This is a genomic window from Tropicimonas sp. IMCC34043 (assembly GCF_003390845.1).
GTDB lineage: Bacteria > Pseudomonadota > Alphaproteobacteria > Rhodobacterales > Rhodobacteraceae > Tropicimonas.
In genome coordinates, this window is the sequence record NZ_QMEK01000001.1 from 1,301,657 (window position 1) to 1,315,565 (window position 13,909).

16 protein-coding genes are annotated in these 13,909 nt (G+C 66.4%); 6 read left to right on the forward strand and 10 right to left on the reverse strand.

Annotated elements, in window-relative coordinates:
• Window positions 1–26 precede the first annotated feature (26 nt).
• Complete coding sequence (gene ilvN / locus DQG17_RS06095) at window positions 27–590, forward strand: acetolactate synthase small subunit (protein ID WP_116131833.1); 564 nt, start codon at window positions 27–29, stop codon at window positions 588–590.
• A 231-nt stretch (window positions 591–821) separates the two neighbouring features.
• Window positions 822–1,268 (forward strand): hypothetical protein, encoded by a 447-nt coding sequence (locus DQG17_RS06100; RefSeq protein WP_116131834.1) that lies wholly within the window; start codon window positions 822–824, stop codon window positions 1,266–1,268.
• A gap of 62 nt (window positions 1,269–1,330) precedes the next feature.
• Here the strand turns inward: DQG17_RS06100 and DQG17_RS06105 are convergent, their stop codons facing one another.
• From DQG17_RS06105 to yajC, 9 genes are all read right to left on the reverse strand, one after another.
• Complete coding sequence (locus tag DQG17_RS06105) at window positions 1,331–1,876, reverse strand: DsbE family thiol:disulfide interchange protein (protein WP_116131835.1); 546 nt, start codon at window positions 1,874–1,876, stop codon at window positions 1,331–1,333.
• Window positions 1,869–2,066, reverse strand: coding sequence for a heme exporter protein CcmD (ccmD, locus tag DQG17_RS06110; protein WP_116131836.1), 198 nt, complete (start codon window positions 2,064–2,066; stop codon window positions 1,869–1,871). The genes DQG17_RS06105 and ccmD overlap by 8 nt, the downstream gene beginning before the upstream one ends.
• Window positions 2,063–2,791 (reverse strand): heme ABC transporter permease, encoded by a 729-nt coding sequence (locus DQG17_RS06115; RefSeq protein ID WP_116131837.1) that lies wholly within the window; start codon window positions 2,789–2,791, stop codon window positions 2,063–2,065. The genes ccmD and DQG17_RS06115 overlap by 4 nt, the downstream gene beginning before the upstream one ends.
• 56 nt (window positions 2,792–2,847) lie before the next feature.
• Entirely contained in the window at window positions 2,848–3,504 is a 657-nt protein-coding gene (gene ccmB / locus DQG17_RS06120; RefSeq protein WP_116131838.1) for a heme exporter protein CcmB, read from the reverse strand.
• On the reverse strand, window positions 3,501–4,121 hold the full coding sequence (ccmA, locus tag DQG17_RS06125) for a heme ABC exporter ATP-binding protein CcmA (protein WP_116131839.1): 621 nt from the start codon (window positions 4,119–4,121) through the stop codon (window positions 3,501–3,503). Before ccmA ends, ccmB begins: the two co-directional genes overlap by 4 nt.
• Window positions 4,122–4,251: 130 nt before the next feature.
• Window positions 4,252–4,605: an Mth938-like domain-containing protein gene (locus DQG17_RS06130; RefSeq protein WP_116131840.1), complete on the reverse strand. Its 354-nt coding sequence runs from the start codon at window positions 4,603–4,605 to the stop codon at window positions 4,252–4,254.
• Window positions 4,606–4,655: 50 nt separating this feature from the next.
• Entirely contained in the window at window positions 4,656–5,624 is a 969-nt protein-coding gene (secF, locus tag DQG17_RS06135; RefSeq protein WP_116131841.1) for a protein translocase subunit SecF, read from the reverse strand.
• Between the two features lies 1 nt (window position 5,625).
• Entirely contained in the window at window positions 5,626–7,287 is a 1,662-nt protein-coding gene (secD, locus tag DQG17_RS06140; RefSeq protein ID WP_116131842.1) for a protein translocase subunit SecD, read from the reverse strand.
• A gap of 50 nt (window positions 7,288–7,337) precedes the next feature.
• Window positions 7,338–7,670, reverse strand: coding sequence for a preprotein translocase subunit YajC (gene yajC, locus DQG17_RS06145; protein ID WP_116131843.1), 333 nt, complete (start codon window positions 7,668–7,670; stop codon window positions 7,338–7,340).
• Window positions 7,671–7,840: 170 nt separating this feature from the next.
• Here yajC and DQG17_RS06150 point away from each other — a divergent pair, with 170 nt between their 5' ends.
• The 4 genes from DQG17_RS06150 to DQG17_RS06165 all read left to right on the forward strand — a co-directional run bounded on the left by DQG17_RS06150 (window position 7,841) and on the right by DQG17_RS06165 (window position 12,320).
• Window positions 7,841–9,484: a pentapeptide repeat-containing protein gene (locus DQG17_RS06150; protein WP_116131844.1), complete on the forward strand. Its 1,644-nt coding sequence runs from the start codon at window positions 7,841–7,843 to the stop codon at window positions 9,482–9,484.
• Window positions 9,481–10,185, forward strand: coding sequence for a serine protease (locus DQG17_RS06155; RefSeq protein WP_116131845.1), 705 nt, complete (start codon window positions 9,481–9,483; stop codon window positions 10,183–10,185). The genes DQG17_RS06150 and DQG17_RS06155 overlap by 4 nt, the downstream gene beginning before the upstream one ends.
• 111 nt (window positions 10,186–10,296) lie before the next feature.
• Window positions 10,297–11,589, forward strand: a complete 1,293-nt coding sequence (gene serS, locus DQG17_RS06160; RefSeq protein WP_116131846.1) for a serine--tRNA ligase — start codon at window positions 10,297–10,299, stop codon at window positions 11,587–11,589.
• The gene (locus DQG17_RS06165) at window positions 11,586–12,320 is read left to right on the forward strand and encodes a hypothetical protein (protein WP_116131847.1); all 735 of its coding nucleotides are present in this window, start codon (window positions 11,586–11,588) and stop codon (window positions 12,318–12,320) included. Before serS ends, DQG17_RS06165 begins: the two co-directional genes overlap by 4 nt.
• Before the next feature lie 69 nt (window positions 12,321–12,389).
• Here the strand turns inward: DQG17_RS06165 and der are convergent, their stop codons facing one another.
• Window positions 12,390–13,850 (reverse strand): ribosome biogenesis GTPase Der, encoded by a 1,461-nt coding sequence (gene der / locus DQG17_RS06170; RefSeq protein ID WP_116131848.1) that lies wholly within the window; start codon window positions 13,848–13,850, stop codon window positions 12,390–12,392.
• Window positions 13,851–13,909 lie beyond the last annotated feature (59 nt).

A 13,909-nucleotide genomic window follows, 5' to 3' on the forward strand; every position in this document is an offset into this window, starting at 1 on the left:
AGGCGGCACAAATCCGAGGAACGAAGATGTCCGCACTCAAGATCGAAAAGGGCTCGTCCAGGCATTCTGCCTACGACCTGCGCAATCCCAACGACGAGATCATCGAGACCCACACCCTGGCGGTCGTGGTCGACAACGAGGCCGGGGTGCTGGCGCGCGTCATCGGCCTGTTCTCGGGGCGCGGATACAACATCGACAGTCTGACCGTGGCCGAGGTCGACCATATGGGTCATCGCTCGCGCATCACCGTGGTCACCAGCGGCACGCCCGAGGTGATCGTGCAGATCAAGGCCCAGCTTGGCCGCATGGTGCCGGTTCACGCCGTGCACGACCTGACCGCCGATGGCCCCTCGGTCGAACGCGAACTGGCGCTGCTGAAGGTCACGGGCACCGGCGAAAAGCGGGTCGAGGCGCTGCGGCTTGCCGACATCTTCCGCGCCAACGCGGTCGACTCGACGCTCGAAAGCTTCATCTTCTCGATTGCCGGCTCGCCCGACAAGATCGACGCCTTCACCGAACTGATGCGACCGCTCGGCCTGACCGAGATTGCCCGCACCGGTGTTGCCGCGCTGACCCGCGGCCCGAAATAACCCGCGGTCCCATTGCGGCGGCGCCCGCCCGCGTCGCCGCAATGGCCCGGCAGCGGCTGACAAAAACGACCATTTCATCGATTTGACGACCTTCTTGCGCCAAAACCCACAGCCGTGGTGCGGTTGTTACCGCCAACTTGCGCGGCTTTGACGAGGCGGGCGCAGTCTGAAGGGGCTCGAAGGCATTCCATGAACGGATCGCCCGGGCACCAACCAGCACCGGAGGTCCCGATGACATGCACCCCCACGACCCGCCCCGCGATCTTTTCGGCAAAGCCTGCCGCAATTGCGCTTTTCGCCGCTCTCCTTGCCGCCCCGGCGCTTCAGGCCGATCCGATGACCTCAGGCCCGGCCGTCACCGGCGACACCATCATCGTCCTTGAGTCCGCGACCGAGGGCACCGCCCTTGCCAGCGCCCGGATCGTCACCGAAACCGAATTTACCTGCCGTCCGCGGTCGGGCAGCTGCCGCCGCGTCGGACATCGCGCCGCGGTCGTCGCCGAAGCGACCCCGACCGCGGCGCCCAGTGTCTATCCGGCCTGCCGGACGCGCTCTGGCTCCTGCACGCGCAACCGGGCGCTGGAGGAAACGTCGGTCCTGGCGGGCCCTACCGTTGAACCTGTCAAAGCCTCCACGACCTGCCGTCGTCGCGGTGGCGGCTGCGCGCACAGCCAATAGCGATTTCGCCCGCACCCCTGATCGGCCGGCAGCCGTGGCTGCTGGCCAGGCGCCCCCAAGGGTCAGCCGTTCGGCGCCGATGCCTTGGCAATCGCCGGCATGATGATGCCGTCCATAATATCGCTGGTGATCGGACCGGCAAACCGCAAAACGACTTTGCCCGTGCCGTCGATCACGAAGGTTTCGGGCACGCCATAGACGCCCCAGTCAAGCCCGGTCCGGCCTTGCGGATCGGCGGCCGAAAGCTGGAAGGGATCGCCGAGGTCGTTCAGGAAACCCAGCGCCTTGTCGTCCTTGTCCTTGTAGTTGATCCCGAACACCGGGATCCCCTGCTCGGTCATCCGCATCAGCTGCGGATGCTCGGCCCGGCAGGGCGCACACCAGCTGGCCCAGAAATTGACCAGCGTCACCTTGCCCTCGCGCAGCGCCGCATCGGTCAGAAGCGGCGCATCGCCCAGCGGCACGACCGCCAGCGCCGGAGCCTCCTGACCCTGCAGCGCCGTTGGCAGCGAATCCGGGTTGTCGCGGATCATGCCGGCATAGAACAGGCCTGCCACGGCCAGAAACAGGACCGGCGGCAGCACCATCAGGGGGGACAGCCTAGCCATGCAATTCCGTCTCCTTCTTCGTGTCGGGGGTCACTTCTTTCGACATCCGGGCATTCTCGACCTCGCGCAGCGCCTGCCGGGTGCGAATGGACTGCCGCAGCGACACCCCGATCAGCACCAGAATCAGGGCAATCGTCACCCCATAGGCCGAAACCACCGCAACCGCGTATTTTCCGAGATCGGGGATCATGCCATGCGTTCCCGCTGCAGCAGCGCCTTCAACCGCCGCGACCGGACCTCGGTCCGGGTCCGGATCAGCACCAGCATGACGAAAAGCCCGACAAAGCCCGCAATCGACACCAGCAGCGGCCAATAGAACACATCCGCCACGTTTTCCTCCGCATCCATCGACAGCGACGCCCCCTGATGCAGCCCCTGGTTCCAGAACACCAGGGCATAGCGGCTTAGGATGGCAAAGACCGAGCCGACGATGCAGAGAACCGATGTCAGTTCCGCCGCGGTGTCGGGATTGTCGATGGCGGCCCAGAGCGCCATGTAGCCGAGATAGAACAGGAACAGGATCAGGAACGAGGTCAGCCGCGGATCCCAGGCCCACCAGGTGCCCCACATCGGCTGGCCCCAGATCGCCCCGGTGATCAGCGCGATCAGCGTCATCGTCGCCCCGATGGGAGCCGCCGCCTTGGCGGCGAGCGCCGAGACGTGGTGGCGGCGGATCAGCCAGACAAGCGATGTCACCAGCATCATCAACCAGGCGTTGATCGCCACCATGGCCGAGGGCACGTGGATATAGATGATCTTGACGGTCGAGCCTTGTCGGAAATCGTCCGGGGTCAGGAAGAATCCCCAGCCCAGCCCAATGACCAGCGCAGCGATCGCGCCGACAGACACCCATGGCAGCACGGCCCCCGAGAGAGCCATGAAACGTCTCGGATTTGCGTATTCCCAAAGCGACATCGACGGGACCCTATTCCTTCCTTCCGGCACGCTCAACGCACCCTAACCCCGGCGCGTCAGCGCAGGTTGATACGGATTGCCGCAGCCGAGGCGAAGGGCAGGAGTGCAATCGTCGCAAGCGTGATCCCGGCCAGAAGTGCAAGCGGAGTCGTGGGTGCCATGCCCGCGGCACCGCGCCGCGCGACCTCGGCGCCGAAAATAAGTGTCGGTACGTAAAGCGGCAGCACGATCAGCGACAGCAGCAGCCCGCCACGCTTCAACCCCACCGTCAGCGCCGCCCCGAAGGTGCCGATGACCGACAGCGCCGGGGTGCCGATGGCCAGCGACAGGGTCAGCCAGAAGTATCCCGGCCCCGGCAGGTTCAGCAGCACGCCCAGAACCGGCGCGACCAGCGTCAGCGGCAGCCCGGTGGTCAGCCAGTGCGCCAGCGCCTTGACCGAGGCCACAGCCTCGAGCGGGATCGGCGCCGTCGCGAGCAGTTCCAGCGAGCCGTCCTCGTAATCGAGCGCCAGGATCCGGTCGAGCGACAGCAGGCAGCTCAGCAGCGCGCCGATCCAGAGAATGCCGGCGGCAATCCCCGCAAGAATCGCGGAGTCGGGACCGACCGCAAACGGGGTCAGCGTGACCACGATCAAGAAGAAGACGAGCGCGAGGCCAAAGCCGCCGCCTGCCCGCACCGAAAGGGCAAGGTCGCGCTGCAGCAGGGCGATCACAGGAAAGCCTCGTCAAAGGCCGCGTGCTCGGGCGGCGGAACGGCGCGGAACGGCGCAAGCTCCAGCAATCTCGCGCCTGCCAGCCCAAGGTCGATATGGGTGGCAATCACCGCAAGCCCGCCCGCCGCCAGATGCGCCGCGACCGCCGCGGCAAACAGCCCGACGCTGTCGGTATCAAGGGAAACGGTGGGTTCGTCGAACAGCCAGACCGGCCGCCCGGTCACGACCATGCGGGCCAGCCCCAGCCGCCGCTTCTGCCCGGCCGAAAGGCTGCCGGCGGGACGCTCGGACAGGCTTTCGAGGTTGAAGCCGGCAAGGGCTGCGCCGATGTCGCCGGTGCCGTGCAGCCTCGCCCAGAAGGTCAGGTTTTCAGCCACGCTCAGCGTCGCCTTGATCCCGTCGGCGTGCGAGGCATAGGCCATCGCCTCGGGTCCGGGGTCAAAGCTCCCCTCGTCGGCCGGCTGCAGCCCGGCAAGGGTCCGCAAGAGCGTCGTCTTGCCGACGCCGTTCGGCCCCCGCAACACCAGCACCTGACCCGGCGCCAGCCGAAAGCCCACGCCTTCGAGAACGCGCATCCCACCGCGAACACAGGCCAGATTCGTTACTGTCAGTTCCATGATCCGCGCTTACCGCAAGACTGGAGCAGGCGAAAGCGCTCCGGCCAACTGCTGTCGGGTCGCATCAATCCCGCCGGTATGGCAGGGCACCCAGGACGCCTTCATGAGCCCGACAGGCATTTTGGCGACGCTAGATCGCGATCACTGCCGCCGCGACGCGACGGCCTTCGGACAGCAGCACATTATAGGTGCGGCAGGCCGAGGGGGTGGACATGATTTCAACCCCGATCCCGGCTGCCTCGACCGCCCGGCGCAAGACTGCGGGAATTTGCCCCATCTCGCCGCCGGTGCCGAGCAGAACGAAGTCGATCCGCGAGGCGAGCGCAACGATGGCGTCGGCATCGTCGTAGCCGCCCCAGGCGGCAACGCCCGCATCCGACACCAGCAGGTGACCCTCGCGAACCTCGCCGCCAAGCCGGAAAAACCCGGGGCCGTAGCCCTCGAAATGCCGCGCCCCTGAAAACGAGACCTCGTTGATCCGCATCACGTCCTCCTTGCCCCGGCACTGCGCCGCGGCTACGCCCGCTCGGCCAATCAGGCGTCGATGTTGGCGTACTGGGTGCCTGCACCGGCACTGGGCTTCGACCAGTCGCGTTTGACCCCGAGCTTGAGCACAATCGTCGAGGCGATGAAGATCGACGAATACGTCCCGACCACAATGCCCCAGATCATCGCGAAAACGAAGCCCCGGATCACGTCGCCGCCAAGCGTAAACATCGCGATCAGCGCGATCAGCGTCGTGAACGAGGTCATGGTGGTCCGGCTGAGCGTCTCGTTGATCGAAAGGTTCAGCACGTCCCGCAGTTCCATCTTCTTGAAACGGCGCAGGTTTTCGCGCACCCGGTCAAAGACCACGACGGTGTCGTTCAGCGAATAGCCGATGATGGTCAGAAGGGCGGCGATGATCGTCAGGTCGAACCGGATCTGCAGCATGCAGAAGACCCCGATCGTCAGCGTCACGTCGTGCACCAGCGACAGCACCGCGCCGACCGAGAACTGCCACTCGAACCGCAGCCAGATATAGATCAGACAGGCCGCAATCGCCAGCACGACCGACAGCACTGCGACCTGCACCAATTCGCCCGAGACCTTCGGCCCGACACTTTCGACAGAGGGGAAGGTGATCGAGGGATCGAAGGTCTGCAGCGCCGCCTCGATCTGCGCGATGACCTCCGGCGTGATCGACTCGTCGCCGCCCTGTTCCTGAATGCGGATCTGGGAAACGTGCTGCCCGGCACTGGCCGCGGCATCGAAGACCTCGGTGATCGACACATCGCCAAGGTTCAGCGGGGCAAGCGCCTGCCGATAGGCACCGACATCCACGGTCTGGACGCTTGCGGTGCGGATCGTCGTGCCGCCCAGAAAGTCGATGCCGAAGTTCAGCCCGACGGTGAAGAACAGCACCACCGAGGCCGCCATTGCCAGCACCGAAAGGCCGGCGAAGACCTTCCAGAACCTGAAGAAATCGATGTTGGTGTTTTGGGGAACCAGTCTCAGGCGCATCTCAGACCTCGATCGTCTTGGGGCGACGGCGTTCGAACCACATCACGATGATCAGACGGGTCACATAGACCGCGCAGAAGACCGAGGTGACGATGCCGATGGCCAGCGTGACCGCAAACCCGCGGACCGGGCCGGTGCCGAGCGCATAGAGGATGCCGGCAGTGATGAGGGTGGTGATGTTGGCGTCGATGATCGCCGACATTGCCTTTTCATAGCCGATCTCGATGGCGCGTGCCGGGCCGCGGGCGGTCCGCAACTCCTCGCGGATCCGTTCGAAGATCAGCACGTTCGCATCGACCGCCATACCGACGGTCAGCGCGATACCGGCGATGCCGGGCAGCGTCAGCGTCGCACCGATCAGCGACAGCAGGCCAAAGATCATGCCGATGTTGATGACCAGAGCGACATTGGCGAACAGACCGAACAGACCATAGCTCGCCCACATGAAGAACAGCACCGCGACGAAGGCGACCGCGGTGGCGGTACGACCGGCGTCGATGCTGTCCTGCCCCAGTTCGGGGCCGATGGTGCGTTCCTGCAGGAAGGTCATCTTGGCCGGCAGGGCACCGGCGCGCAGCAGCACGGCAAGCTGGGTCGAATCCTCGATCGTGAAGCTGCCGGTGATGATCCCCGAGCCGCCGGCGATGTGGTCCTGGATCACCGGCGCCGAAATCACCTCGTTGTCGAGCACGATGGCGAAGGGCTCGCCGATGTGGCCGGCCGTGTAATCCCCGAACTTGCGCGCGCCCGCCGGGTTGAAGCGGAAGCTCACCGCCGGTCGGCCATTCTGGTCGAACGAGGGCTGGGCGTCGGTCAGATCCTCGCCCGACACCACCGAGCCGCGCTCGACAATGTAATAGACCCCCTGGTCGTCCATCGAGGGCAGCACCTCGTTGCCGACGCCGGGATCGGCCTGCGGGTCCGGGGTGCGGCCGACGACGCCGCGGAAGGTCAGCTGTGCCGTGGTGCCGATCAGCGCCTTCAATTCGTCGGCGGATCCGATGCCGGGCACCTGGATCACGATCCGGTCCTCGCCCTGACGCTGGATCGACGGCTCGCGGGTGCCGACCTCGTCGACCCGCCGGCGCACGATCTCGAGCGTCTGGCGAATGGTGCGGTCGTCGGTCGCCTGCTTTTCGGCGTCCGAAAGCTGGACGGTCAGCACATCGCCCTGCCCGCTGACCACGATGTCGTTCGATCCGACGCCGGTCAGGTTCAGGATCGGACGCTGCAGCTTGCGCACGACTTCAAGCGCCCGCTCCATCCCCTCGGGGTTACCGATCCGGATTTCCAGCACACCCGGCGCGCCCTCGACCCGGCGGATCGCGCCGACGGTGTCGCGCTCGGCGCGCAGTGCGTCGCGAACCTCGGGCCAATAGCCGTCCATGCGGTCGGCATAGACGTCCTGCACCTGGACCTCGCCCAGCAGATAGGCGCCGCCGCGAAGGTCGAGCCCGAGGTTCACAAGGTTCGATGGCAGGAACGACGGCCAGCCCGCGACGGCAGCCTCGCGCTCGGGCGTCTCGCCCTGCTTCTCGATCGCCTTGATCGCATCGTTGTGCTGCTCGACCCGGTTATAGAACAGGTTCGGCAGCGCCATGGCCAACGTCAGGGCAACAACGCCCCAGATCAGCAGGCGTTTCCAGAAAGGAATATTCAGCATCGGATGGGGCCTTTCAGCCTCGGATCATCGGCGAACGAGCGTCTGGGGCCTCAGGCCTCCGCGGCGGGCTCGGTCTTGCTCAGGACCTGAGCGACCGTGCTGCGCACGATGCGCACCTTGACGCCCTCGGCGATCTCGACCTCAAGCTCGCCCTCGTCGCGGACCTTGCTGACCTTGCCGATAATGCCGCCCTGGGTGACGATTTGATCGCCCCGGCGCAGTTCACTCACCATCTTCTGGTGCTGCTTCACCTTCTTCTGCTGCGGACGGATCAGCAGGAAATACATGATCGCGAAGATCAGGATAAGCGGCAGGAACTGCATGATGGCGCCAGCGCCACCGGCGCCTCCGGCGGCCTGAGCATAGGCGGGCGTTGCGAACATGGGGAAACCCTCGTTTGGACTGCGGGGGATGCCCCCCTTTGATTGGCGCGGAACTTATGTGCGGCGCGGGGCAATGGCAAGGCGAAGGGTTCAAGGTATCACAGCGGCGTGGAACGCGGGTGGACGCAGGTGCCGCCGGAGACTAGCGTCGCCGCATCCGGATAGGACGAATGCGGCGAAATCTGTTTATGCAAGAGCTTTACCTGAGTGCCGTGACCTCGCCGTTGCTTTGGTTCGCCATTGGCTGCGTCGGTTTTGCGAGTGTCGTCGCGCTCATGGTATGGCTGAGCCGGCGATTGGGCCTTTGGTTCTCCCCCGGCCTCTGGATTCGCGCTCATTACTGGAAGGTGATGCTGGTCGCCGGGCTGCTGCTGGGGGCCACCGCAGGTTTCTATTACCTGATCGAGATTGCCCGGGCGGTTCACGGACTTGTCAGGCAGCTTGGCGAAGCGGTCGATGGCGACGCCACGACCTCCTCCTATGACTTCCGCAATTACGCCACCGCCGTCGCTGTCTTGCTCGGTGCTCTCGCGGCCTCGGCCACGCTGATCTTTCAGCTCGTCCGGGTCTGGATCGCCGAACGCACCACCGCAACCTCGGAACAGGCGCTGATCACCGACCTGATCACCAAGGCGGTCGCGGGACTGGGCGCCGAGAAGACAGTGAAGCGCCAGGCAACCGATGCCGCGGGCAAGCCGCTTGTCGACGACAAAGGGCACCCGGTCATGGAGGAGATTACCCGCCCCAATATCGAGGTCCGGGTCGGCGCCATCTATACGCTGGAACGCATTGCCCAGGACAGCGACCGCGACCACGTCCAGATCATGGAGATCCTGACCGCCTATATCCGGGAAAACGCCCCCGCGACTGCGGCCAGCGAGAAAATTTCCAACTCGGACGGCGAACGCAGGTGTCCCACTGATATTCAGGCGGCAGCCCAGGTCCTTGGACGGCGCAGCGCGCGGCAGATTCGGCTGGAAGCGCGCGACAGGCGCTATGGCCCGAAGGGCTATCGCCTCGACCTGCGTCAGACCTGTCTTCAATCAGTGGACATATCGCTGCTGAATTTCTGCAATGCCCTTTTGAATGGGGCGCATCTCGAAGGAGCGCGGCTCGTCGGGGCGCATCTGGAAGGGGCGCGGCTCCACCGGGCGCATTTGGAAGCGGCGTTGCTCGACGGGGCGCATCTGGAAGGGGCGTCGCTCGACGAGGCGCATCTGGAAGGGACGGAGCTCCGCGGGGCGCATCTGGAAGGGGCGTCGCTCGACGAGGCGCATCTGGAAGGGGCGTCGCTCCACCGGGCGCATCTGGAAGAAGCGCGGCTCTACCGGGTGCATCTGGAAGGGGCGTCGCTCCACCGGGCGCATCTGGAAGGGGCGTGGCTCCGCGGGGCGCATCTGGAAGGGGCGTCGCTCCACCGGGCGCATCTGGAAGGGGCGTTGCTCGACGGGGCGCATCTGGAAGGGGCGCGTCTCGACGGGGCGCATCTGGAAGGGGCGCGTCTCGACGGGGCGCATCTGGAAGGGGCGTGGCTCCACGAGGCGCATCTCGATGCTTCGACCTCCTTCCAGCCGGCTACTCTCCGAGCTGCCGGCTGGAAGGAGGTCGATTGTACCAACCTTACCACGGATTGCGCCGAACTGGAGACGCTGCTGGCCACGTCCTTCGGCGATGGCAGCGTGAAACTGCCCTGCGGCCTGAAGGCAGGCGAAGGCGCACTGGCGCATTGGCCGACGGAATACCTCGATTTCTATGAGTTCGACGAAAGGTGGCGGGACTGGCAGACATCCATCGGCTACGCACCGCCTGGATGATCCGCCTCGCCGCCCTTCTGAGCCTCGGCCTCGCCCTGCCCGCCATCGCCCAGGACCCCCGGATCCTGCCCGAAGCCGAGCAATCGCAGTGGAACGCCGTGGGGCGGGTCAACGTGGCGGGGCTGAAGACGACCACCATGTGTAGCGGCACGCTGATTGCCGCCGATCTGGTGCTGACGGCGGCCCATTGCCTGTATCGCGGCACCCGCCCCGCCCGGCCCGAGGATGTCCATTTCGTCGCCGGCTGGCGCAGCGGCGCCTATGCCGCGCATCGGGTGGCGACCGAGCTGATGGTCGATCCGCGTCACGATCCCGCGCTGCCGCCGCTCGCCGCGCTCGCCCCCCGCGACATTGCATTTCTGCGTCTGGCCGCCCCGATCCCGGACACCGAGGTTGCGCCGATGGCGCTGGCCGCCCTGCCCGATCCGGCGCCGCCGCTGGTCATCGTCGGCTATCGCCGCGACCGGCCGCACGCGCTGTCGCGTCAGGCGCCCTGCGCGGTGGTCTATCGCGAACCCGACCAGATCGGGCTCGACTGCGCGGTGATCCCGGGCAGTTCGGGCGCGCCGGTGCTGTGGCTGTCACCGCAGGGCTGGCGAGTGGTGGCGCTGGTCTCGGCCTCGGTCGCGGGCGCGGGGCCGGTCGGCGCGCTGGCGCCGCTCGTCCCGCTGGCCCCTTCCCCGCAAGGCCCCGGCGACTGAGCGCCCCTGTCGCGGCGCCTTTGCCCCTTTCCTCGCGGCAACGATTGGGGCAGAACCCGGCACGACCGCCCGGCGCCCGTTGCGCCCCGCGGCCCGAGTAAGGAGTGACCGATGCACGACATTCGCATGATCCGCGAGACCCCTGACGTCTTTGACGCTGGCCTGGCCCGGCTGGGCGTGGCCGCGATGTCGTCGCAGATCCTTTCCGTCGACGCGGCACGGCGCGAGAAGATCGCCGCCGCCGAAGCCGCCCAGGCCGACCGCAACGCCGCCTCGAAGCAGGTGGGTGCGGCCAAGGCAAAGGGCGACGAGGCCGAATTCGAACGCCTGCGCGCGCTGGTTGCCGACAAGAAGGACGAGGTCGCCCGGCTGGAAGAGGAAGCCAAGGCCGAGGATGCCCGCCTGCGCGAGATCCTCGTCAGCCTGCCCAACCTGCCCTTCGACGACGTGCCCGACGGCAAGGACGAGGCAGACAACGTCGAGCTGCGCCGCTGGGGCACGCCGCGCAGCTTCGATTTCGCTCCGAAAGAGCATTTTCAGCTGGCCGCCGTTCAGGACGGTATGGATTTCGAGACCGCGGCCAAGCTTGCCGGATCGCGCTTTGTCCTGATGTCGGGTGCGGTTGCCCGGCTGCACCGGGCGCTGGCGCAGTTCATGCTCGACGTCCACACCACCGAACACGGGCTGACCGAAGTGAACGGCCCGGTGATGGTGCGCGAAGAGATGATGTTCGGCACCGGGCAACTGCCGAAGTTCGGCGAAGACAGCTATCTGCTGCGCGAAGGCTGGTGGCTGATCCCGACCTCCGAAGTGACGCTGACCAATATCGTCAACGACTGCGTTCTGGACGAACGCCAGTTGCCGCGCCGTTTCACCGCCCATTCGCTGTGCTTCCGCTCCGAAGCTGGAAGCGCGGGCAAGGACACCTCGGGCATGTTGCGCCAGCACCAGTTCGAGAAGGTCGAGATGGTCTCGGTTACACACCCTGACCGAAGCCGCGACGAGCACGAACGCATGACGCGCTGCGCCGAGAGCATCCTCGAACGGCTGGAACTGCCCTATCGCACCATCGTGCTTTGCACCGGCGACATGGGATTCGGCGCCCGGCGCACCCATGACATCGAGGTCTGGCTGCCGGGGCAGAACAGCTATCGCGAGATCTCCTCGGTCTCGGTCTGCGGCGATTTTCAGGCCCGGCGAATGAACGCACGGTTCCGTCCCGAAGGCGGCGGCAAGCCCGAGTTCGTCCATACCCTGAACGGCTCTGGCCTCGCCGTGGGGCGTTGCCTGATCGCGGTGCTGGAAAACGGCCAGCAGGCCGACGGCTCGGTCGATCTGCCGCAGGCGTTGGTGCCCTGGCTTGGCGGCAAGACCCGGATCTCGGCCGAAGGGGTGCTGGAATGAGCGATTTCGAGGATCCCGAGGCCGAAAGCCCCGGCCGGATGAAATCGGCCATGGTCGCGACCGCGGCGGTGGCCTTTGTCGTCGCCCCGCTTGCGGTGCCGTTCAGCGGCTTTGACCCCGCCCTGTTCCCGATCCCGCAGGTCGACCCGCCGGCGCAGCCCGCGGGCTATGCCTTTGCGATCTGGAGCGTGATCTATCTGTGGATGCTCGGCCATGCCGTCTATGGCCTCGGGATGCGGGCCGACGACCCGAGGTGGGATGCGACGCGCTGGCCGCTGATCCTGTCGCTGATGCTGGGGGCGATCTGGACTGCGGTCGCGTCCTTCAGCCCGACCTGGGCGGTGATCCTGATGGCGCTGATGCTCGGGGGCGCGCTCGCGTCGCTGCGCGCCGCACCGGAGGGCCTTGACCGCTGGTGGCTGCGGGCGCCGATCGCGCTCTATGCCGGCTGGCTGACAGCCGCCTTCTTTGCCGGGCTCGCCATCGTCGCGGCCGGCAACGGCATCCTGTTCGGCGCCGTCGGCTGGGCCTGGATTGCGTTGATTGCAGCGACCGCGCTGGCCGTCGTGGTGCAGTACCGGCTTTCCGGCACCCCCGAATACGGGCTCGGCGTGATCTGGGCGCTGGTCGCGATTGCGGTCCGGAACTGGGGCAGCGACTGGGGTCTGGTGGTTCTGGCGGTGTGCGCCGCGGTTGCGGTTGCCATCGCCTGGCACCGCGGCCGGACCTGACCCGCAGCAACCGCGTACTCTCTGCCCGCACAAAGGCCGGTCCGGCGCCCCGGAGGGCGCCAGTTTCCGTTATCCCAGCGGCGGCTTGCCCAGATGCTTGCGCAACCGCGAGGGCGTCGATTTCTTGCGGTTCTTGTAGGGGTTCTGGTCGGACTGACTGCGGAAGGTCAGCCGGATCGGCGTTCCCGGCATGTCAAAATCCGTTCGCAACCCGTTGACGAGATAGCGTTTATAGCTTTCCGGCAGCTTCTCGGGGTACGAGGCCATGACCACGAAGGCCGGTGGCCGTGTCTTGACCTGGGTCATATAGCGCAGCTTGACCCGCTTGCCCTGTGGCGCGGGTGGCGGATGCGACTCCATCATCCCGGCAAGCCAGAGGTTCAGCTTGGCCGTCGGCACCCGCCGGTTCCAGACCGCATGGGCGCGCAGGATCGCCTCGTGCAGCCGGTCAAGGCCGCGCCCCGTCGTCGCCGATACCGTTACCAGCGGCGCGCCGCGCAACTGCGGCAGCAGGCGCTCGAAGGCCTCCTTCAGTTCGGACAGCCGGCCCTGCTTGTCATCTGCAAGGTCCCACTTGTTGATCGCAACCACCACCGCGCGACCCTCGCGTTCGGCCAGATCGGCGATTCGCAGGTCCTGCTGCTCGAACGGGATCTCGACATCGAGCAGGACCACCACGACCTCGGCGAACTTGGTCGCGCGCAGCCCGTCCGAAACCGACAGCTTCTCGAGCTTTTCCTGAACCTTGGCCTTCTTGCGCATGCCCGCGGTGTCGAAGATCCGCATCGGCGTGCCGTTCCAGGTGATCGGCAGCGAGATCGCGTCGCGGGTGATCCCGGCCTCGGGGCCGGTCAACAGCCGCTCTTCGCCGACAATGCGGTTGATCAGGGTCGACTTGCCGGCATTGGGCCGGCCCACAACGGCGACCTGCAGCGGCTTTGCCGTAGTGATCCGCGGCGGCGCGTCGTCGTCCTCGTCGTCCTCGGACAACTCGACATCGACCTCGGGCGTCTCGGCCAGCGCATTCTCGGCATAGGCATCGGCAAGCGGCATCAGCGCGGCGTGCAGATCCGACATCCCCTCGCCATGTTCGGCCGAGATCCGGATCGGCTCGCCCAGCCCCAGCGAATAGGCCTCGAGCACGCCCGCCTCGCTGGCGTTGCTTTCCGACTTGTTGGCCGCCAGCAGCACATGGGCCGACTTGCGGCGCAGAATCTCGGCAAAGACCTGATCGGTCGGGGTGACGCCGACGCGGGCGTCGAGCATGAACAGGCAGACATCGGCCATCTCGACCGCGCGTTCGGTCAGCCGCCGCATCCGGCCCTGCAGGCTGTCGTCGGTCACTTCCTCGAGCCCGGCGGTATCGATCACGGTAAAGCGCAGATCCCCCAACCGTGCCTTGCCCTCGCGCAGGTCACGTGTCACGCCCGGCTGGTCGTCGACCAGCGCCAGGCGCCTGCCGACCAGGCGATTGAATAGGGTCGACTTGCCGACGTTCGGGCGGCCGACCAGGGCCAGTGTAAAGGTCATCTTGCGCTCGCGCGGTTCGGAATTTCGGATCGGGATTGAGGCCCCGGATTCGTCCCGGG